20 protein-coding genes are annotated in these 16,667 nt (G+C 67.2%); 6 read left to right on the forward strand and 14 right to left on the reverse strand.

The annotated features are described in order from the left end of the window. Positions 1 to 22: 22 nt before the first annotated feature. The 7 genes from tsaD to alr form a co-directional block, all read right to left on the reverse strand. Entirely contained in the window at positions 23 to 1,066 is a 1,044-nt protein-coding gene (tsaD, locus tag AB0M14_RS01155; RefSeq protein WP_364986881.1) for a tRNA (adenosine(37)-N6)-threonylcarbamoyltransferase complex transferase subunit TsaD, read from the reverse strand. Beyond that, on the reverse strand, positions 1,063 to 1,536 hold the full coding sequence (gene rimI / locus AB0M14_RS01160; RefSeq protein ID WP_364991197.1) for a ribosomal protein S18-alanine N-acetyltransferase: 474 nt from the start codon (positions 1,534 to 1,536) through the stop codon (positions 1,063 to 1,065). Before rimI ends, tsaD begins: the two co-directional genes overlap by 4 nt. 46 nt (positions 1,537 to 1,582) lie before the next feature. Continuing rightward, the gene (gene tsaB, locus AB0M14_RS01165; RefSeq protein ID WP_364986884.1) at positions 1,583 to 2,320 is read right to left on the reverse strand and encodes a tRNA (adenosine(37)-N6)-threonylcarbamoyltransferase complex dimerization subunit type 1 TsaB; all 738 of its coding nucleotides are present in this window, start codon (positions 2,318 to 2,320) and stop codon (positions 1,583 to 1,585) included. A 155-nt stretch (positions 2,321 to 2,475) separates the two neighbouring features. Further along, positions 2,476 to 2,919, reverse strand: coding sequence for a tRNA (adenosine(37)-N6)-threonylcarbamoyltransferase complex ATPase subunit type 1 TsaE (tsaE, locus tag AB0M14_RS01170; protein WP_364991199.1), 444 nt, complete (start codon positions 2,917 to 2,919; stop codon positions 2,476 to 2,478). 63 nt (positions 2,920 to 2,982) lie between these two features. Further along, positions 2,983 to 3,183 (reverse strand): DUF4236 domain-containing protein, encoded by a 201-nt coding sequence (locus AB0M14_RS01175; protein ID WP_364986887.1) that lies wholly within the window; start codon positions 3,181 to 3,183, stop codon positions 2,983 to 2,985. 51 nt (positions 3,184 to 3,234) lie between these two features. Next, positions 3,235 to 4,329 (reverse strand): alpha/beta hydrolase, encoded by a 1,095-nt coding sequence (locus tag AB0M14_RS01180; RefSeq protein WP_364986890.1) that lies wholly within the window; start codon positions 4,327 to 4,329, stop codon positions 3,235 to 3,237. Between the two features lie 73 nt (positions 4,330 to 4,402). Next, on the reverse strand, positions 4,403 to 5,533 hold the full coding sequence (gene alr / locus AB0M14_RS01185; RefSeq protein WP_364986894.1) for an alanine racemase: 1,131 nt from the start codon (positions 5,531 to 5,533) through the stop codon (positions 4,403 to 4,405). Between the two features lie 115 nt (positions 5,534 to 5,648). Here alr and AB0M14_RS01190 point away from each other — a divergent pair, with 115 nt between their 5' ends. After that, positions 5,649 to 6,068, forward strand: a complete 420-nt coding sequence (locus AB0M14_RS01190) for a hypothetical protein (protein ID WP_364986897.1) — start codon at positions 5,649 to 5,651, stop codon at positions 6,066 to 6,068. An 83-nt stretch (positions 6,069 to 6,151) separates the two neighbouring features. Here AB0M14_RS01190 and AB0M14_RS01195 read toward each other — a convergent pair whose 3' ends face one another. Continuing rightward, entirely contained in the window at positions 6,152 to 7,618 is a 1,467-nt protein-coding gene (locus AB0M14_RS01195) for an NAD(P)H-hydrate dehydratase (protein WP_364986900.1), read from the reverse strand. 106 nt (positions 7,619 to 7,724) lie between these two features. Further along, on the reverse strand, positions 7,725 to 7,934 hold the full coding sequence (locus AB0M14_RS01200; protein ID WP_364986904.1) for a DUF4177 domain-containing protein: 210 nt from the start codon (positions 7,932 to 7,934) through the stop codon (positions 7,725 to 7,727). A gap of 84 nt (positions 7,935 to 8,018) precedes the next feature. Between AB0M14_RS01200 and AB0M14_RS01205 the strand changes: the two genes are divergently transcribed. Then, positions 8,019 to 8,432, forward strand: coding sequence for a cupredoxin family copper-binding protein (locus AB0M14_RS01205; RefSeq protein ID WP_364986907.1), 414 nt, complete (start codon positions 8,019 to 8,021; stop codon positions 8,430 to 8,432). A 16-nt stretch (positions 8,433 to 8,448) separates the two neighbouring features. Here the strand turns inward: AB0M14_RS01205 and glmS are convergent, their stop codons facing one another. After that, entirely contained in the window at positions 8,449 to 10,326 is a 1,878-nt protein-coding gene (gene glmS, locus AB0M14_RS01210) for a glutamine--fructose-6-phosphate transaminase (isomerizing) (protein WP_364986910.1), read from the reverse strand. A 36-nt stretch (positions 10,327 to 10,362) separates the two neighbouring features. Here glmS and AB0M14_RS01215 point away from each other — a divergent pair, with 36 nt between their 5' ends. After that, a complete protein-coding gene (locus tag AB0M14_RS01215; protein WP_364986913.1) occupies positions 10,363 to 11,220 on the forward strand; it encodes a hypothetical protein in 858 nt (285 codons plus the stop codon). Between the two features lie 10 nt (positions 11,221 to 11,230). Here AB0M14_RS01215 and AB0M14_RS01220 read toward each other — a convergent pair whose 3' ends face one another. From AB0M14_RS01220 to AB0M14_RS01235, 4 genes are read right to left on the reverse strand one after another with little or no spacing between them, the layout of a single operon-like run. Next, complete coding sequence (locus AB0M14_RS01220; RefSeq protein WP_364986917.1) at positions 11,231 to 12,070, reverse strand: 2OG-Fe(II) oxygenase; 840 nt, start codon at positions 12,068 to 12,070, stop codon at positions 11,231 to 11,233. Positions 12,071 to 12,097: 27 nt separating this feature from the next. After that, positions 12,098 to 12,436 carry a hypothetical protein gene (locus AB0M14_RS01225; RefSeq protein ID WP_364986921.1) on the reverse strand — a complete coding sequence of 113 codons (339 nt, stop codon included), beginning with the start codon at positions 12,434 to 12,436 and terminating at the stop codon, positions 12,098 to 12,100. A gap of 24 nt (positions 12,437 to 12,460) precedes the next feature. Beyond that, the gene (locus AB0M14_RS01230) at positions 12,461 to 13,996 is read right to left on the reverse strand and encodes a hypothetical protein (protein ID WP_364986924.1); all 1,536 of its coding nucleotides are present in this window, start codon (positions 13,994 to 13,996) and stop codon (positions 12,461 to 12,463) included. Positions 13,997 to 14,056: 60 nt separating this feature from the next. Then, positions 14,057 to 14,380 (reverse strand): type VII secretion target, encoded by a 324-nt coding sequence (locus AB0M14_RS01235; protein WP_364986927.1) that lies wholly within the window; start codon positions 14,378 to 14,380, stop codon positions 14,057 to 14,059. 326 nt (positions 14,381 to 14,706) lie between these two features. Here AB0M14_RS01235 and AB0M14_RS01240 point away from each other — a divergent pair, with 326 nt between their 5' ends. From AB0M14_RS01240 to AB0M14_RS01250, 3 genes are read left to right on the forward strand one after another with little or no spacing between them, the layout of a single operon-like run. After that, positions 14,707 to 14,856 (forward strand): hypothetical protein, encoded by a 150-nt coding sequence (locus AB0M14_RS01240; protein ID WP_364986929.1) that lies wholly within the window; start codon positions 14,707 to 14,709, stop codon positions 14,854 to 14,856. A gap of 28 nt (positions 14,857 to 14,884) precedes the next feature. After that, positions 14,885 to 15,667, forward strand: coding sequence for a hypothetical protein (locus tag AB0M14_RS01245; RefSeq protein ID WP_364986932.1), 783 nt, complete (start codon positions 14,885 to 14,887; stop codon positions 15,665 to 15,667). A gap of 11 nt (positions 15,668 to 15,678) precedes the next feature. Then, positions 15,679 to 16,641: a hypothetical protein gene (locus AB0M14_RS01250; RefSeq protein WP_364986935.1), complete on the forward strand. Its 963-nt coding sequence runs from the start codon at positions 15,679 to 15,681 to the stop codon at positions 16,639 to 16,641. Positions 16,642 to 16,667: the final 26 nt, after the last annotated feature.

The following is a 16,667-nucleotide window of genomic DNA, read 5'->3' on the forward strand; positions in this document are numbered from 1 at the left end:
AAACCGGGTGGATCGGCCTCGATCAGACGACGCGGCTGACCGACACCGGCAGGCCCGGGTCGGTGGCGACCGTGAGCGGGGACGGGCCCGCGCCACCCGCGATGACGTGCGCGCCCAGCGCCGCGATCATCACACCGTTGTCGGTGCACAGGCGCGGCTTGGGCACGCGCAGCGTCAGACCGGCCGCGGCGCAGCGTTCTTCGGCCAGCGAACGGATGCGGGAGTTGGCGGTCGCGCCGCCGCCGAGCACCAGGGTGTCGACGCCGATGTCCTGCGCGGCCCGCACCGCCTTCATGGTCAGCACGTCGGCGACCGATTCCTGGAACGAGGCCGCGATGTCGGGGATCGGCAGCTGGTCCGGCGTAATGCCTTGGCGCTGCGCCGCTTCGACGTGCCGGGCGACGGCGGTCTTGAGGCCGGAGAAGGAGAAGTCGTAGCGCGGGTCGCGCGGACCGGTCATGCCGCGCGGGAAAGCGATGGCTTTCGGGTCGCCGGTCTGGGCGGCCGCGTCCAGCGCGGGACCGCCGGGATAGCCGAGGCCGAGCAGGCGGGCGACCTTGTCGAAGGCCTCGCCCGCCGCGTCGTCGACGGTGCTGCCGAGTTCGAGGATGGGCGCGGCCAAGTCGTCGACGTGCAGCAGATGGGTGTGGCCGCCGGAGACCAGCAGTGCCACGCACGGCGGCATCGGACCGTGCTCCAGGGTGTCCACCGCGACGTGGCCACCGAGGTGGTTCAGCGCGTAGAACGGGATGTCCCAGGCCGCGGCATAGGCTTTCGCGGCCGCGACTCCGACCAGCAGCGCACCGGCCAGGCCGGGGCCGATGGTGACGGCGAGCGCGTCCGGCTTGGCGATACCCGCCACCGCCAGCGCCCGGCGCATGGCCGGGACGATGGCTTCCAGATGCGCGCGCGACGCGATCTCCGGGACCACGCCGCCGAACCGGGCGTGCTGGTCGACGCTGGAGGCGACCTCGTCGGCGAGCAGTTCACAGGTGCCGTCCTCGTGCCAGCGCACGATGCCGACTCCGGTTTCGTCGCACGAGCTTTCGACGCCCATCACGATCATGACAGCACCTCGTCCGGGAGCGGCAGCGCCGACAATTCGGGACGGCGCATGGTGTACGCGTCGGCGCCGCTGGGGTGGTAGTAGTTCTTCCGCAATCCGATGATGTGGAAGCCGTGCTTGGCGTACATCGCGATGGCGGGTTCGTTGTCGGTGCGCACCTCGAGGAACACCGGGCCGCCGCGCTTGCCCGCCGCCGCGAGCAACGCCTCCAGCAGCAGGGTGCCGACCCCGCCGCGGTGACAGACCGGATCGACGCCGATGGTGTGCACCTCGGCCTCGGGATGCTCGGCGTCACCCAGCAGCGCGACGCCGGCGTAGCCGACCATGCGGCCGTCCTCGTCCCGGGCGGTGAGGTAGAGGTTGTGTTCGGCGGCGAGCTCCGAGCGGAACGCGACCGCCGGCCACGGATCGTCCTCCGGGAACAGCAGTTGCTCGAGTTCGACGCAGCGCTCGATGTCCTGGTCGGTCATCGGCTCGATACGGATGTGCCCGGGACGGGTGCCCTGGTTCACCGGCCTATGCTCCCGTCCGCGATCCGCTGGGGGATGCCCCCACGCCCCCGGCGCTTTGGACCTCCGGTCGAGGGAGCGTCCGGAAGCTGTTCTCGACCGCGTCCGGGCGGCGCAGGTACAGCGGCACCAGCGGCTCGGGCACGGCGCGGGCGAGCACCGCCGCGGCCGCGGCGGCGACCAGGCCGGCGGGCGAGGGCGTCTCCACCGGCAGCACGGCCAGGTCGAAAAAGTCGACGTGCGAGGCCGATCCGGCGATGGCCGTGGCCTCGCCGGTCTCCAGCTCGCCGGGCTTGATCACGCCCGGGCCGGCCACCCGGGCGCCGTCACGGTAGCGAGCCCAGTACACCTCGCGGCGGCGCGCGTCGGTGACGACGAGCAGTTCCCGGCCGGGGTTGAGGTCGGGCGCGGCGTCGGCGGCGATCGCGTCCAGACTGCACACGCCGTACACCGGGACGCCGAGCGCGTCGCCGAAGGCGGCGGCGGTGGCCATGCCGACCCGAAGCCCGGTGAACGGCCCCGGGCCGATACCGGCGACGACCGCGGCGATATCGGCCCTGGAACGGCCTGCCTCGGTGAGGCATTCGAGGATCTGCGGGGTCAGCACCTCCGCGTGCGCCCGGGGGTCCACCCGGACACGCGAGGCGACCGTGCGCAGCTCCACCGCTCCGGTGGCGGCCCGCTCCAGTTCCACCAGTCCCGCCGTAACGGCAGGTGTCGCGGTGTCGACAGCTAGTACAAGCATGATTGGCCCAACGATACCGGGTGGTACCTCACCGCGGTGCGGTGCTACCTGCTCGGCGGATGACGCGTGTCCCGGTCCCGGCCCAATCACATTGACGCAGGTCACTACTGGTGGTCAGGGTGTGCTGGCACACGCTTTCCGACCTGGCCCGGCGATCAGGATCGGGCCGCGACCCAGGCCCAGACGGCCGTGCGGACATCGGATTCGGGCTCGCGGGAAAGCTGGACCCGCAGATGCCGGTCGGCCAGGTGCTCGACGACCCCGAGCCCCCACTCGACCACGACGACCGCGTGATGCAGATCGGTGTCGAGATCGAGGGCGTCGAGCTCGTCGAGATCGCCGCCGAGCCGGTAGGCGTCGACGTGCACCATCGGCACGCCGCGCTCCCCCGCTCGATGCTGCCGGGCGATGATGAAGGTCGGGGAACTGACCCGGCCCTGCACGCCGAGCCCCGCCGCGATCCCGCGCGTCAGCGCGGTCTTGCCCGCGCCGAGCGGCCCGTCGAGCACGACCAGATCACCGGCCTTGAGCTCCTCGGCCAATTCCCGCCCGAGCGCCTCGGTATCGGCAACCGCGGGAAGCACCCGCGTCTGCTGCACCACCGCCGACCTCCGATCTCCGAGTATTTCGTCGATCGGAGCCTACCGGGGCGGCGCCGCGCGTCAGCGCCTGCGGCGACGGGTGCGGGTCCGCCGCCAGCCGAAGGGACCCGGCAGATCCATCGAGGTGGTTTCGCGACCGGAGGTGCTGGTGGTGTGCCGCGGGCCGCCGCGGCCCCCGGTGGTGATCGACAGGGAGCGGCGATTGATGTTGAGGCGCACGCCGGGGAAGATCTTGAAGCTCTTGCGGAATGTGAAAGGCATTCGAGCCTCCTTTCGTAGGAGGCGAATACCCGCGAAAGGTCAAGTGAATCTTCAGCTTCCGATCGGCTGCGGCGCGGCCGCGCGATCCGGCGTCAGCGCGCCGGCCCGGATCATCAGGTGGTGCAGGGCCTCGTTGACGATGTCCGGGAATTGCAGGTGCGGCATGTGGGCGGCCTCGCGGAGCAGGATGAGTTCGCTGCCGGGCAGGTCGCGGTGCAGCGCGCGGGAGTTGCGGAACGGGATCACCAGGTCGTGCAGGCCGGTGACGATCAGGACCGGCAGATCGGCCAGGGCCGGGAGCGCGGCCGATTCGTCGTGCAGCTCGAAGACTTTCAGGAACTTGACGACGGTCTCGATCGGGGTGCGATCGATCATCAGCGTGGTGAAGCGGGACAGGGTGGGACTGACCGGGCCGCGGTAGGAGCTCACGTGCAGGATCGGCGTGATGACCTGGCGGACGATGCTGCGGCCCGCCTGCACCAGTGTGGGCGCGGTGTGCACGGCCAGGCGGAAGCCGTCGATGGCGGGGTTGCGCAACAACTGGGTGATCCCGGCGGAGGTGACCTCGGCCGCCGCGGTGGACAGCAGTCCGACGCCGATCACGCGACTGGCGAACAGCCGCGGGAACTGCGCGGCCGCAGCCAGGACGGCCATGCCGCCGAGCGAATGACCCACCAGCACAACGGGTCCGGTCGGAGTGGTGGCCTCGAGTACGGCGGCGACATCGCGGCCGAGCTGGGCGACCGTGCAGCTCTCGGTGCTCGGCGCGCCGGAGTGCCCGTGGCCGCGCAGGTCGAAGAACACCAGGCGGACACTTGCGCCCCAGCGCTTTTCGAGATCGCGGCGCTGAAAGTGGAAGGACTCCATGCTGTTACAGAAGCCGTGCACGAAAATCACGGTGACCGGGGCGTTGTCGGGGCCGCAGGTGCGAGTGGCCAGGCGGACCTCGTCGTCGGTCAGCACCGTGCCCGCGCGGTCCCGGTCGAACAGGGTGAAGTCCTCGTCGCGGTATTCGTCGCGCCGGGCGGGCCAGAGCACGCGAGCGCCGAGGCGCCGCAACGCGTGTGCGCCGGCCAGCGCGCCGACCACCCCCGCCGTCGCCATCCCACCCCGCATGACGGTGCTGCGATTGGTACGTCGCCTCATCGGGAACCTCTCAGACCATGCCTGACTATCTTCCGAGTCGAACACACGCGGTGGGCCGAGACAATGTCGGGGGTCACACCGCTCCGATGTGCCGGCGGAGCACCCGCCCCTTCGGCGCGCAGACGATTTCGTAGTGGATGGTGCCGAGCAGGTCGGCCCACTCCTGCGGGTGCGGGCCGTCCGGGCCGAAGAGGACAGCGGTGTCGCCCTCGGTGACGCCGGTTTCGTTGTCGCCGAGATCGACGACGAACTGGTCCATGCACACGCGACCGACGTTGCGGCGGCGGGCGCCGCCGAGGACGACCTCGAATCGATCGCTCAACGGCCGGAAGACGCCGTCGGCGTAACCGGCGGGAATGAGCGCGACGGTGGTGTCGTGCGGGGCAGTCCACTGGTGGCCGTAAGACACGCCCTCCCCCGCGGCGACCGGTTTCACCAGGGCCACCCGGGCTTGCAGCGTCATGGCGGGACGCAGGCCGAAATCGTCGGGAACGGGGCTGAGGCCATACATGGCGATGCCCGGCCGGACCAGGTCGAAGGCCAGGTCCGGGCGGGTGAGGGTGGCGGCGGAGTTGGCCAGGTGCACCAATTCCGGTTCCAGGCCGTGTGATTTCGCGGTGGCGATGGCTTCCAGGAAACGATCGCGCTGCACGTCGATGAAGGGGTGTTCGGGTTCGTCCGCGTGCGCGAGGTGGGAGAAGATCGCACGCAGGCGCACCACCTGATCCTGCACCAGGGTCCGCAGGGCCGTGAGGACCTGGGGATATTCGGCGGGGGCGATGCCGTTGCGGTTCAGCCCGGTGTCGACCTTGAGCGTGACGATCGCCTGCCGCCCCAGCGTGCGGGCGGCTTGCTCGACGGCGCGCAGATGCCGCAGCGAGGACACCCCGATCTCGATGTCAGCCGCGACGGCCGCGGCGAAATCGGCGTCGGAGTTGTTGAGCCAGCACAGGATCGGCGCGGTGATTCCGGCCTGCCGCAACGCCAGCGCCTCGCCGACCGTGGTCACCCCCAACTCGGCCGCCCCGGCCGCCAGCGCGGCCCGGCCGACCTCGACCGCGCCGTGGTTGTAACCGTCGGCCTTCACCACTGCCATCACCGCCGCGTCGCCCGCGTGTTGACGCAGGATCCGCACGTTGTGGGCAATGGCATCCAGATCGACGACCGTCTCCACTTGCGCATTCACAGTGACCGATCCTGCCATCCCCGCCTCCGCGCCCACGCCACCCTCCGTCGGATGGCGCAGGTCACATGGTGGGTGTCCGAATTGTCGGTAGCGTGGCTTTCAGGTCGGGGCCGACAAGAGGAGTCATCAGCACATGGGTCTGCGTCTCACATTCGCCCTCGGCGTCGCCGCACTCGGCATCACCGCGCTCGCGCCCACCGCGTCAGCCAAGGAACTGGCTCCTGGAGTCCGGTGCGAGGTCCACGCCTGCCGCAACGACACCGACGACGTGTACCGCGTCGACGCCGAAGTCACCTGCTGGAACGGGATTTCCACCCAGACTCGGTACATCGGCCGGCGCACCACCGAGCTGATGAACTTCACCTGCACGGCGAAGATGGACCATGGCAGCTGGGAACATCAGCCGCCCGAAATCCGTGATGGCAAGCACGTACACGTGCCGCCGAAATGGGTTCCGGGAAAGCTGATCCCGCAGGAACCCAAGTGGGTCGAGTACGTCAATGCGGTAGTCGACAACGATCCGCCGCCGGCTCGATCCGGCTCCGCCGGCTGATCCGCATTCCGACACCGCGCGGCGGACTGGAACGCACGGCGACGTCCCAGTCCGGCGAGCGCGACCGTCAGCTTTCGCAGCGTCTAAGGATTCGAGGCGCTCGAGGCGCGTAGCGTTCGGATTGCGGACCGAAGGTGGGCCAGGAGAGGGCTCGCGGAGATCGGAGCCGCGGTCGATTCCGCTTCGTAGGCAGCCAGATTGGCGGCGAGGGCGTGGGCGCGTGCCGCGGCGGCGGCCGCCCACTGCGGGTCCTGGCCTGCCGCGAGCAGCGCGCCGATGACGCCGGAGAGGACGTCGCCGGAGCCTGCGGTGGCGGCCCAGGATCCGCCCGCCTCGTTGACCAGAACCGGGCGGCCGGGGGTGGCGATCAGGGTGGATCGGCCCTTGAGAAGCACTGTCAGGTCCCAGGATTCGGCGAGTTCGCGGACGGCGGCGACGCGGTCGGGGCCCAGTTCTCGGCCGGTCAGGCGAGCGAACTCGCCGGCGTGCGGGGTCAGGACGGTGGGGGCCCGGCGGGCGCGGACCAGGTCGGGGTCGGCGGCCAGCATGGTGAGGCCGTCGGCGTCGACGACGACGGGGAGGTCGGTGGCGAGGATTTCGGTGAGGCGTTTGTGCGCGTCGGAATCGGTGCCCGCGCCAGGGCCGAACACCCAGGCCTGGACCCGGCCGGTCGATGAGATGGTCTGGCTGGCAATGACTTCCGGGGAGTGGGCGAGCACCTCGGCCGCGCCGGTCCCGGTGTAGCGCACCATGCCGGACGTGGCGGCCACCGCCGCGCCGGTGCACAGGACGGCCGCGCCGGGGTACGTCGCGCTGCCCGCGCAGACACCCGTGACGCCCTGTGTGTACTTATCATCGGTCGCGTGCGGCACCGGCCAGTTCGCGCCGATCGCCGCCGGTTCCAGAGCCGCCAATCCGGGCTCCGGAAGCCGTAATCCGATCGGCACCAACTCGATTCGCCCACACCACGACGCGGCGAGGGCGTGCACCGGTTTGCGCGCGCCGAACGCGACGGTGACGTCGGCCCGAACCGCCGCGCCCGCCACCGCACCGGTATCCGGATCGACACCGCTGGGCAGGTCCGCGGCGATGATCGGAACATCAATGCCCGCAACGAGTTCAGCGGCGGCGGGCCGCAGCGGGCCGCGGCCGGAGATACCCACGATGCCATCGATCACCAGGTGCGCCGCGCCGACGTCGTCCCGGAGACGACCGCCGGTTTTCCTCAGTGCGGCCAGCCCTTTCGCGTGCGCCCGCTCCGGATTCAACAGCACCGCCGACACGGCGACACCTCGCCGCCGCAGCATCGATCCGGCCCACAGCGCGTCGCCACCGTTGTCCCCGGATCCCACCAGCAAGGTCACCGAGCGCCCGGCGACACCACCGGTCCGGGCTTGCAATTCCCGCACCACGACAGTCGCGAGTCCGTGCGCCGCCCGCTGCATGGGCACCCCGTCGGGCACCCGGGTGAACAGTTCCGCCTCCGCCGCACGCACCTCGTCGGCGGTGAAATAGCCCCGCCGCTCAGCCGCGTTCGAATCCTCGGACATACGCGCTCGCCTCCACAACGTCGATCGGCTCCGTGGCCAGGCTCATCGCTCCGACCCTACCGCCGGTCACCCGAAGGTCCCGCGAGGTGGCGGCTGCTGCCGACCGTCAGCCGATCGGGCGCTCGAAAGTGATGAGCAGGCCTTCGACCCCGCCGGGACCGACGCGGCCCTTCACCTCCGCCGCGGTGATCGTCTTGAGTTGCCAGCCCTTCCCAGCATGGTCGTTCAGGATCTTCTCCAGCTTCGAACCAGAGAGTTTTCCCCCGATCAGGCCTTCTCGGATCTCGACGACCTGGTACTCGAATCGCGCAGTCATACCGTCCGATCATTCCGGGCTTCCCGCGGGTCCGCAGCGGTTCGGCGACGGCGGCCGCGAACCCGCCGACTAGGCTTCGGATTCATGCCGTTCGACAGTCGCGTGAAGTCCTTCCGGTTCGCCACCGGGTTCGCCGTAGTGGGGATGCTGCTGGCCGGCTGCGGGTCCGGCGACTCGGGGTCGGCCACGTCTACGACCGCGGCGCCGACGACTTCCGCCGCCACGCCCGCCGACACGAAACCGGCGACGGTCACCGTCGACGTGAGCGACATGAAATTCTCGCCCGATACCGTGGCCGTGAAGGCCGGCGACACCGTGAAGTGGAAGTTCGACGACAAGGTCCCGCACTCGGTCCAGGGCATCGGCGACAAGGCGATGGGAATCAACAGCCCGATCTTCAACCAGGGCGAGTGGAGCTACACCTTCACGATGCCGGGCACCTACCGCTACCTGTGCTCACTGCACCCGCAGATGCGCGGATCGGTCACCGTCAGCTGACCGGCCCGCGCCGTTCTCACTCGACGGTGACGGATTTCGCCAGGTTGCGCGGCTTGTCCACGTCGTAGCCGCGGGCCTGGGCGATCTCCGCGGCGAAGACCTGCAGCGGAATCGTGGACAGCAGCGGCTGGAACAGGGTTGGCGCCGACGGGATTTCGATCAGGTCGTCGGCGAAGGGCCGCACCGTGTCGTCGCCTTCCTCGGCGATGACGATGGTCCGGGCGCCGCGCGCCTGGATCTCGCGAATGTTGCTCAGCAGCTTGGAGTGGAGCACCGCGCGGCCCTTCGGCGAGGGCATCACGATGATGACCGGAAGGCCGTCCTCGATCAGGGCGATCGGGCCGTGCTTGAGCTCACCCGCCGCGAAACCCTCGGCGTGCATGTAGGCGAGTTCCTTGAGCTTCAGCGCGCCTTCGAGCGCGACCGGGTATCCGACGTGGCGACCGAGGAACAGCACTGTGGGCACGCGCGCGAGCTCGCGGGCGATGGCGCGGACCTGCGGCGCGGTCTCCAGGACCCGCTCGATCAGCGTCGGCATCGCCTCGAGTTCGGCGAATTCGCGCGCCACCTCGTCCGGGTATTTGGTGCCGCGGGCTTGCGCGAGGGCCAGGCCGACGAGGTAGTTGGCGGCGATCTGAGCGAGGAATGCCTTGGTCGACGCGACGCCGATCTCCGGGCCGGTGCGGGTGTAGATCACCGCGTCGGCCTCGCGCGGGATCTGCGCGCCGTTGGTGTTGCAGATGGCCAGAACGCGCGCCTTCTGCTCCTTGGCGTGGCGGACGGCTTCCAGCGTGTCAGCGGTTTCGCCGGACTGCGAGATCGCGACGACCAGGGTGGAGCGGTCCAGAACCGGGTCACGGTAACGGAATTCGCTGGCCAGCTCGACCTCGACGGGCAGGCGGGTCCAGTGCTCGATCGCGTACTTCGCCAGCAGGCCCGCGTGATACGAACTGCCGCAGGCGACGACGAAGACCTTGTCGAACTCGCGGAGTTCCTGGTCGGCGAGGCGCTGTTCGTCCAGGACGATGCGGCCGCCGTGCTCGTCGATGACGAAATGCCCGATCAAGGTGTCCGCGACGGCGGCGGGCTGCTCCTCGATCTCCTTGAGCATGAAGTAGTCGTGGCCGCCCTTCTCGGCGGCGGCGAGATCCCAGTCGATGGTGAAGGGACGGGTCTCCACATCGGTGTTGCCGGCGAAGTCGGTGACCTTGTAGCTGTCGGCGGTGATCACGACGGCCTGGTCCTGGCCGAGTTCGACGGCCTCCCGAGTGTGCTCGATGAACGCGACGACATCGGAGCCGATGAACATCTCGCCCTCGCCGACACCGACGACCAGCGGGGTGTTGCGGCGCGCCGCGATGATCTTGTCCGGGTGGTCGGCGTGGGTGAAGACCAGCGTGAACGCGCCCTCGAGCCGCTGCAGCACCGCCAGCGCGCTCGCCTCGAAGTCACCCTTGGTCGGGCCTTCGGCGTAGGCGCGAGCCACCAGATGCACGGTGACCTCGGTGTCGGTGTCGCTGGTGAGCTCGACACCCGCGTCTTCCAGTTCCTTACGCAACGGCACGAAGTTCTCGATGATGCCGTTGTGCACGACCGCGATCTTGCCGGTCACGTCCCGGTGCGGGTGCGCGTTGCGGTCGGTCGGCGCGCCGTGCGTAGCCCAGCGGGTATGCCCCATGCCGGTGCTGCCGGCGAACTCGGCGGCGCCGGCTTCGGCCAGCTCAGCCTCCAAATTCGCGAGCCGCCCCGCCTTCCGTTCCACTGCCAGCGCGCCCGCGCCGTTGAGGATCGCCACACCCGCGGAGTCGTAGCCGCGATATTCCATGCGGCGCAACGCGTCAACGACAACACCGAGCGCGTCCCGGTACCCGACGTAGCCAACGATTCCGCACATGGCTCACCAGACTACTTATCGGATAACGTTCATGCCGTGTCGGCGTCTGTGAAATCGCTACTGAGCACCCTGACCAGCCGGGGACCGCACCGAGTGTTGCGCGGAAACCTGGCCATCGCGGGTCAACCGGGGGTGGTGTTCACCCCTGAGTCCGGCAAGGACCTGCCCTGCGTCGCCTTCGGTCACGGCTGGCTGACCGGGGTATCGCACTACCGCGGGACCTTGGAACACCTGGCGTCCTGGGGTTTCGTGGTCGCCGCGCCCGACACCGAACGCGGGCCGATTCCGTCACACCTCGGCCTGGCGACCGACTTGCTCACCACCCTGGACATCTGCACCGGAGTGCGCCTGGGCGACGGCATGCTGAACGTGCATCCCGACCGGCTGGCCCTGGCCGGCCACGGCATGGGCGCCGGCGCCGCCGTGATCGCGGCCACCCAGCGCTCCGTCACCGCGCTGTGCGCGATCGCCCCCGCGCCCACCGCCCCCGCCGCGGAAACGCTCGCCCCCAACCTGTCCATCCCCGCCCTGATCCTGTCCAGCGCGTCCGACATCGACACCGTCAGCTGCAACGCGATCCCCCTGACCGCCGCCTGGGGCGGACCGGCCATCCTGCGCGCCCTCGACGGCGCCTCCAACAACGGCATCGTCGAAGGCCGCCGCGCCCTCGGCGCCCTCGGCGTCGGCAAATACGAACACAAGACCGCCCGCGCCGTCCGCGGCCTGCTCACCGGCTACCTGCTCTACAAGCTGCTCGGCGACAAGAAATACCAGCCGTTCGGCGACCCGGACGTACTGATCCCGCACACCCAGGTCATCGATCCGAACGCGCCCCGCGACGAAGAGAAGCCGAAGGTCGGCATCGGAACCATCGCGTCCCTGCTGCGCAAGTAGCCCCGCCGCCTCAGAACCCGCGCTGCCGCATCCACTTCGTCATGATCCACTTCTCCCCGGCATTCACCATCTCGCCGCAATGCCGGGTGAGCGGGTCCAACTGTCCCTCGCCGTTGCAGTACCGGAAGTACAGCGCCCCACCCTTTTTCGGTGTCACCGACAACCCGGCCTCCGGAAACGCGGTCGCACCACCGGATTCGACATCGTTGAGGTAGACGATCAACGTCGCAACCCGCTGCCCCGGTATCGAAACATGCTGCCAGCTACCAGGATCCTCCGGCGGGAAGTAATCGAAATGCGGCTTGTACTCACCCCCGGGGAGATACCGCAGAGTCTGTAGCCCTTCCCCATTCTCCAGCGGCCAGTTCATCAAAGCCGAAGTCCGCCGATCGATCCGATCGATCAGCGAATCCTCCCCCCGCTGAAACACCGCCCCTTCGCTGGTCCGATTACTGATGACCTCGTCGACACCGGTCGTGCCATTGACGGTCGTGGACCGCTTGAGCCGATCCCGCGACCGCTCGATCATCTGATCGCACTCTTCCTCCGACAACACATCGGCGAACAGAATGACCTGAGGCTGCTGCACCCGCATCACAACCCGGATGTCGCGATCGAACGCACGGATGACATTACTCTTCGGCACCGGACAATCGTCATACACATAAAACGGATTAGGTTCCCGCACAACAGGTTGCGCGGACTCACCCCCCATAAACCGCTTCACCGCCCTATTGGCAGCATCCTCGGTAAACCCGGCCCCGACCATCGACCCGACAATCGTCTCCACGGTACAACCGCGCTCGACATTCTCGGCCAGCCAGTCGCGCCAGTCACTGTCTAACTTCATAACCATTTTCTTTTGTGTTCCCCGTGCTTAAACAAGCCAGCTGTCGCGGCGGTAGTACTGCGAATCCGGATCATCCCACTCGTCATCGTCGCTGGGCGGGACGTAACCCTTGGCGTTACGCATAGCCACGGCCCGCTCGATCGCTGCACGCTGCTCACGGGCTTCGGCTTCCAACCGCTCCCGCTCCTGCGCCTCGCGTCGGGCCTGCTCTTCGCGCTCAGCTTCCACGCGGTCGATCGCCGCCACCAGTTCGACGCCGTTGTTCCAGCTCATCTGCTTTTTCATCTCGTCGTACTCGTCTTGCATCTGCACAACCCGGCGCAGATAGTCTTCGACGGTACGTTCGATTTCATACTCATAGTTCATCGTGATCACTCTCGCGACACTCGATCAGAGTGGTCCGGCCTCGGACAGCTCCGCCCCCGTTTGGACCGGTGCCTGTTGCTGTTGCTCGCCGGTGCCCGGGACGGTCTTCGGGGTGTGCTCGCCGTCCTGCCCACCCTTCTTGGTGCCCGTTGGCGGTACCGCGGCGGTCGGATTGCCCGAAGGCGGAGTACCTGCGGCGGGCGTGCCGGCGGCCGGTTTCGACTCTTCCTTCTTCTCCTCGCTGGAGATGATCGGATTGCCGTTCGAGTCCAGCTTCACACTGAGCTCGCGCGTCTTGCCCTCCGAGTCGGTCTCGACCAGCTTCGGCTGTCCATCCGCACCGACCTCGAGCTTGTAATGCTTGCCGGCGAGATCGAATTCGGTCGATTTGGTCTTCTCGCCGTCCTTCTTCTCGCCGTCATCCTTCTTCTCGCCGTCGTCCTTACCGTCGTCGTCTTTGTCGTCGTCATCGGTGAAGTCTTCGATGGCCTCGGAGATGGCGGTCCCGAGCGCGGTCAGGCCCGCTGTCGCGAATGTGGCAAGTGAACTCACCGCGGTGGTGAGCGCTGTCGCGAGTGTGGATGCCAGACCGCTCAGTGCGGTGGTGTCGATGGACGCCGGTGTCGTAGTGCTCGGCGTCGGCGTCGTGCTGGGTACGAGGCTCGAGGTGGGCGTGTCCCCCGCAGAGGGAGTCGTGCTCGGACCCGGGCCCGGATTGGTGCTGGTCGGGGACGGCGTCTGGACCGTCGACGGCGCCTGGACCGTCGACGGCGCGTTTGCCGGGGAGGTGGTGTCCCCGGGCATCGGATATGCCGCGTCGCTCAACGCATTCAACCCGGCAGCGAGGTCTTCATAGACCTTGCGAACGGCGGTCTCCGTTTCCTTGCAGAGGGTTTCGAAGTCAGCGAGCGTCTTCTCTACATGCTTCTGAAATGGATCTTGCAGCCAAGCCTTGGCTTTCTTGCCCTCGTCGCTATCAGCGTCGTCCCTCGCCGTTCGCCAGAGCTTTTCTATCCCCTCGCGGCCCTGACCACTCTCGTCGGGAATGTCCGGCTTGTCCGGATGCCAATAGTTCTTTACCGTCTGAGCTTTTTCCGTGACAATCTTGCGCAGACTAGTGGCGGCCGTCGACAACAGAGACGAAATCTTGGAAGCGTCTTCCTGATCCTCCGTAGCCCTGGCGATCTGGGAGTTGAGCATCTGCAACGCAGCGTCGGCAGCCGTGCCCTGCCAAACCGACGACAATGCGTTTCGCTGCGTCTCCTGCTTGGTCAGCTCTTCTTTCGTGGACGTCACGACTCTGGCCATGGTAGTGCCCATTTGCTCCAACGCCGCGATATCCATCTCCCGCTCGACATCGTATTTAGCATAGATGTCGCGGTTGGTGTTGAATGTGGGTTGCAGATTTTTACCGATACCCAGGTCGCGATAGCAGGTCATGTACCAGGCAATGTAATGCTCAAAGTACTGCAGCCCTGTCGCTCCATCGTTCAATATTTCATCCGCCGATGCGCCACTGCGAACATTGATTTCACATCCAGAGCGTGGAACGACAGCCATTCGGTACCTCCCCTATCGTGAGTAGTCGAAATCTTCTCACCCATCAGCAGTAACAGTGGGTCACCCCAGGTTGACGCCCGCAGCGGTGATCTTCTTGACGTTGGCGTCGTCAACGGACGCATACGAACTAGCACTGGTAGTGATGTTCGAACCGGTTTTGTCGATTGCGGTCTGCCAGTTCTTCAACCAGGTGCCGACTCGGCTCAGCCCCGCGCCGACCTTGTCGCCCTCGCTTCCGTAGGCCCGGCCCGCCTGCGCGGCCCCGAACTTCCAGTCCTTGACATCGTTCGTCTTGCCCCCGATGTTGGCCGCCGATGTCTTGAGATTGCTGCCGAGCTTCTGCAGGTTGGTCGTGTCTACCGTGACCTTGTCGTTAGTCGCCATGAAGCCCCTCCATCCCGTTGCCCTGACTCAGACCCCGACGGGGTCGGCCTGACGGCCGAGGACCGCCCTACTTTCTTCGACGCACCGGACCGAGTTCTGGTTCCCTCGAGTCCGGACCAGTTCACCCGACTCGTACGCCGAAATCTAGTGGGTGTGGGAGGAAGGTTCAATCGTGGCCACGGTCGCCGTGGCCCGGCCCACGCACCCGTGATCAAAGATGTGACGGACGGCACGCGTTCGAGATTTCTCGAGGATCTCGAAAGCAGCTCTGATAGAACTACCCACAGTGCCGAATGATGATGTAGGCCAATGGAAGTAGCCACTCCATGATCGGCGACGCGCAGGGCCGGCACATCGAGACCCCCGACGGGGACTGGAACATCCGCGGCCCGCGTGGCGCGTGGGAGTATGCGGGCGAGAAGCGCGGCGGGTTCTATTGCAGCTGCAACGGCACCTGGCGCTTCACCGTGGGGTGATACGAGCAGACGAAAAGGGGGCGGACCGATGGAGTCGACCAGCGGCGTGCACGATCTGGTTATCGCGCGCTACAACGAGTCCCTCGACTGGGTGTTGCGGGTGCCCGACACCTATCGGGTGCACATCTACAACAAGGGAGATGCGACCATCTCGGCGGAGGTGCGTGAGCGCGCGGAAACCTTTACCACACTGCGCAATGCCGGTCGCGAATCAGACACCTACCTGACCCATATGCTCGAATATGGTCCGGGCACAGGTGAATTCACCGTGTTCAGCCAGGGCGACCCGCACGAGCACAGTCCCGACTTCCTCGAGCTGCTGGCCACTCCGGAGCGCTGGTCCGACGTGCAGCCGTTGACGTGGTGGTGGAAAGAGGAAAGCCACATTCCACCACCGATCCTGCTCACCCCGGAACGGTCGATCGTCCAGGGATTGCGGGCGCGTGCGGAACTGTTCGCGCTCAATACCTTTCAAGCACTGGAATGGGTCGATATCGCCGCCGAAAGTATCGGGCGGGAGTACCGGCTGTTGCACCGTTTACCCGAGGGCGTCAACATCTCCGCCCACTTCTTGGAGATGTGCGAACTCCCGGACATCGCCGACCAAGCCGCGCAGCACTTGGTGGGACGCTACGGCATCGGTGCGATTTTCGGAGTGCGCACGCACCTGATCGAGAAGCTCCCCACACGCGCCATGGTGCGCCTGCGGCAGGCGGCGATGGGCCCGGCCCCGCACGGATACTTCTGCGAGAAACTCTGGCTGCACATCTTCGGCGAACCCTTCATGATGCCCCTCCCGCCCTCCTCGTGATGCGAGCTCTGATGACCGGAGAGACCGTGCCTGGCTACCATCTGCCCGTGTCCGACAACCCCGCGCCAGCGGCGCGCGATCGCTTGCTCATCTGTGCGACCATGCTGAATCCCGTTCCCGGCTACAGTTTTTGGCTGGATTTTCATCTGCGGCAAGCCGCGCTGATCATGATCTTCTTGGATGACCCGGCGCAGCGGCCGCTGTTCGAAGCGCATGCGCAGGCCGGCCGGGTTCTCGTGCTGGACGGCGCAGGCGACCGCAGCGACAACACGCCGTCTGCCGTGATGCAGCGGCAAATGGCCAACACCCAAACTGCGGTGTCGTATGCCCTCGACCACGGATTCACCTGGGTCGCCGCTCTGGATGCCGACGAACTGCTCTACGACGAAAGCGATGGCGCCTGGCGGGACCGGGAAAATGTGGGGCAGGTCACGTTCGCGAATCATGAAGCGGTGCCGCTGACACATGAGCCGGAGAACTGCTTCGCCGAATGCACTCTGTTCCGGGTCAACGGACGTACCGATTTCATGGCGTACGGCAATGGGAAGAGCGCTGTACGAGTCGCACCCGGGGTGCGGGCGGGAATTCACGAGTTTCACGACTATGTGGGCGAACACCATTATGCGATCGGGCCGGTCATCCTGCACTACCCGAATCCGTCGTTCGAGAGCTGGGTGGCCAAGTTCCGAAACCACGGTGGGTTCTCGAATTTCTGGTGGGACAACCCCGAGTTGCCGATCGAGTTGAAGTTCATGCTGCGGTCACGGGATCTGGTGCGTGCGGCGATCGAGAGCGGGGATTGGAGTGCGGCCCGGCAGTACTTCCAGTCGTGGATTCCGGATGAGCGAGGTCGAGAGCGGATGTTGGCGGCCGACGAGTTGCGGGTGTACAGCCCGGTGACGGAGTTGCTGCGATCGGACCCGGATCGGCTGAAGGAAGCGTTGCTCGCCGCGCTGGCCCAGCGCTCGGGGTAACGCTCCGTCCCAGCGAGTTCAGCGCT

It is taken from the genome of Nocardia sp. NPDC051832 (assembly GCF_040681285.1).
Taxonomy (GTDB): Bacteria; Actinomycetota; Actinomycetes; order Mycobacteriales; family Mycobacteriaceae; genus Nocardia.

Excerpts from the sequence above, each read along its gene's own strand:
- AB0M14_RS01180 (WP_364986890.1), bottom strand. The coding sequence starts at position 4,329 with ATGAGGCGACGTACCAATCGCAGCACCGTCATGCGGGGTGGGATGGCG.
- glmS (WP_364986910.1), bottom strand. The coding sequence starts at position 10,326 with ATGTGCGGAATCGTTGGCTACGTCGGGTACCGGGACGCGCTCGGTGTT.
- AB0M14_RS01200 (WP_364986904.1), bottom strand. The coding sequence starts at position 7,934 with ATGACTGCGCGATTCGAGTACCAGGTCGTCGAGATCCGAGAAGGCCTG.
- AB0M14_RS01190 (WP_364986897.1), top strand. The coding sequence starts at position 5,649 with ATGGGTCTGCGTCTCACATTCGCCCTCGGCGTCGCCGCACTCGGCATC.
- AB0M14_RS01220 (WP_364986917.1), bottom strand. The coding sequence starts at position 12,070 with ATGAAGTTAGACAGTGACTGGCGCGACTGGCTGGCCGAGAATGTCGAG.
- AB0M14_RS01225 (WP_364986921.1), bottom strand. The coding sequence starts at position 12,436 with ATGAACTATGAGTATGAAATCGAACGTACCGTCGAAGACTATCTGCGC.
- AB0M14_RS01195 (WP_364986900.1), bottom strand. The coding sequence starts at position 7,618 with ATGTCCGAGGATTCGAACGCGGCTGAGCGGCGGGGCTATTTCACCGCC.
- AB0M14_RS01205 (WP_364986907.1), top strand. The coding sequence starts at position 8,019 with ATGCCGTTCGACAGTCGCGTGAAGTCCTTCCGGTTCGCCACCGGGTTC.
- AB0M14_RS01175 (WP_364986887.1), bottom strand. The coding sequence starts at position 3,183 with ATGCCTTTCACATTCCGCAAGAGCTTCAAGATCTTCCCCGGCGTGCGC.
- rimI (WP_364991197.1), bottom strand. The coding sequence starts at position 1,536 with ATGACCGACCAGGACATCGAGCGCTGCGTCGAACTCGAGCAACTGCTG.
- AB0M14_RS01240 (WP_364986929.1), top strand. The coding sequence starts at position 14,707 with ATGATCGGCGACGCGCAGGGCCGGCACATCGAGACCCCCGACGGGGAC.
- AB0M14_RS01245 (WP_364986932.1), top strand. The coding sequence starts at position 14,885 with ATGGAGTCGACCAGCGGCGTGCACGATCTGGTTATCGCGCGCTACAAC.
- tsaB (WP_364986884.1), bottom strand. The coding sequence starts at position 2,320 with ATGCTTGTACTAGCTGTCGACACCGCGACACCTGCCGTTACGGCGGGA.
- AB0M14_RS01230 (WP_364986924.1), bottom strand. The coding sequence starts at position 13,996 with ATGGCTGTCGTTCCACGCTCTGGATGTGAAATCAATGTTCGCAGTGGC.
- AB0M14_RS01250 (WP_364986935.1), top strand. The coding sequence starts at position 15,679 with ATGACCGGAGAGACCGTGCCTGGCTACCATCTGCCCGTGTCCGACAAC.
- alr (WP_364986894.1), bottom strand. The coding sequence starts at position 5,533 with ATGGCAGGATCGGTCACTGTGAATGCGCAAGTGGAGACGGTCGTCGAT.
- tsaD (WP_364986881.1), bottom strand. The coding sequence starts at position 1,066 with ATGATCGTGATGGGCGTCGAAAGCTCGTGCGACGAAACCGGAGTCGGC.
- AB0M14_RS01235 (WP_364986927.1), bottom strand. The coding sequence starts at position 14,380 with ATGGCGACTAACGACAAGGTCACGGTAGACACGACCAACCTGCAGAAG.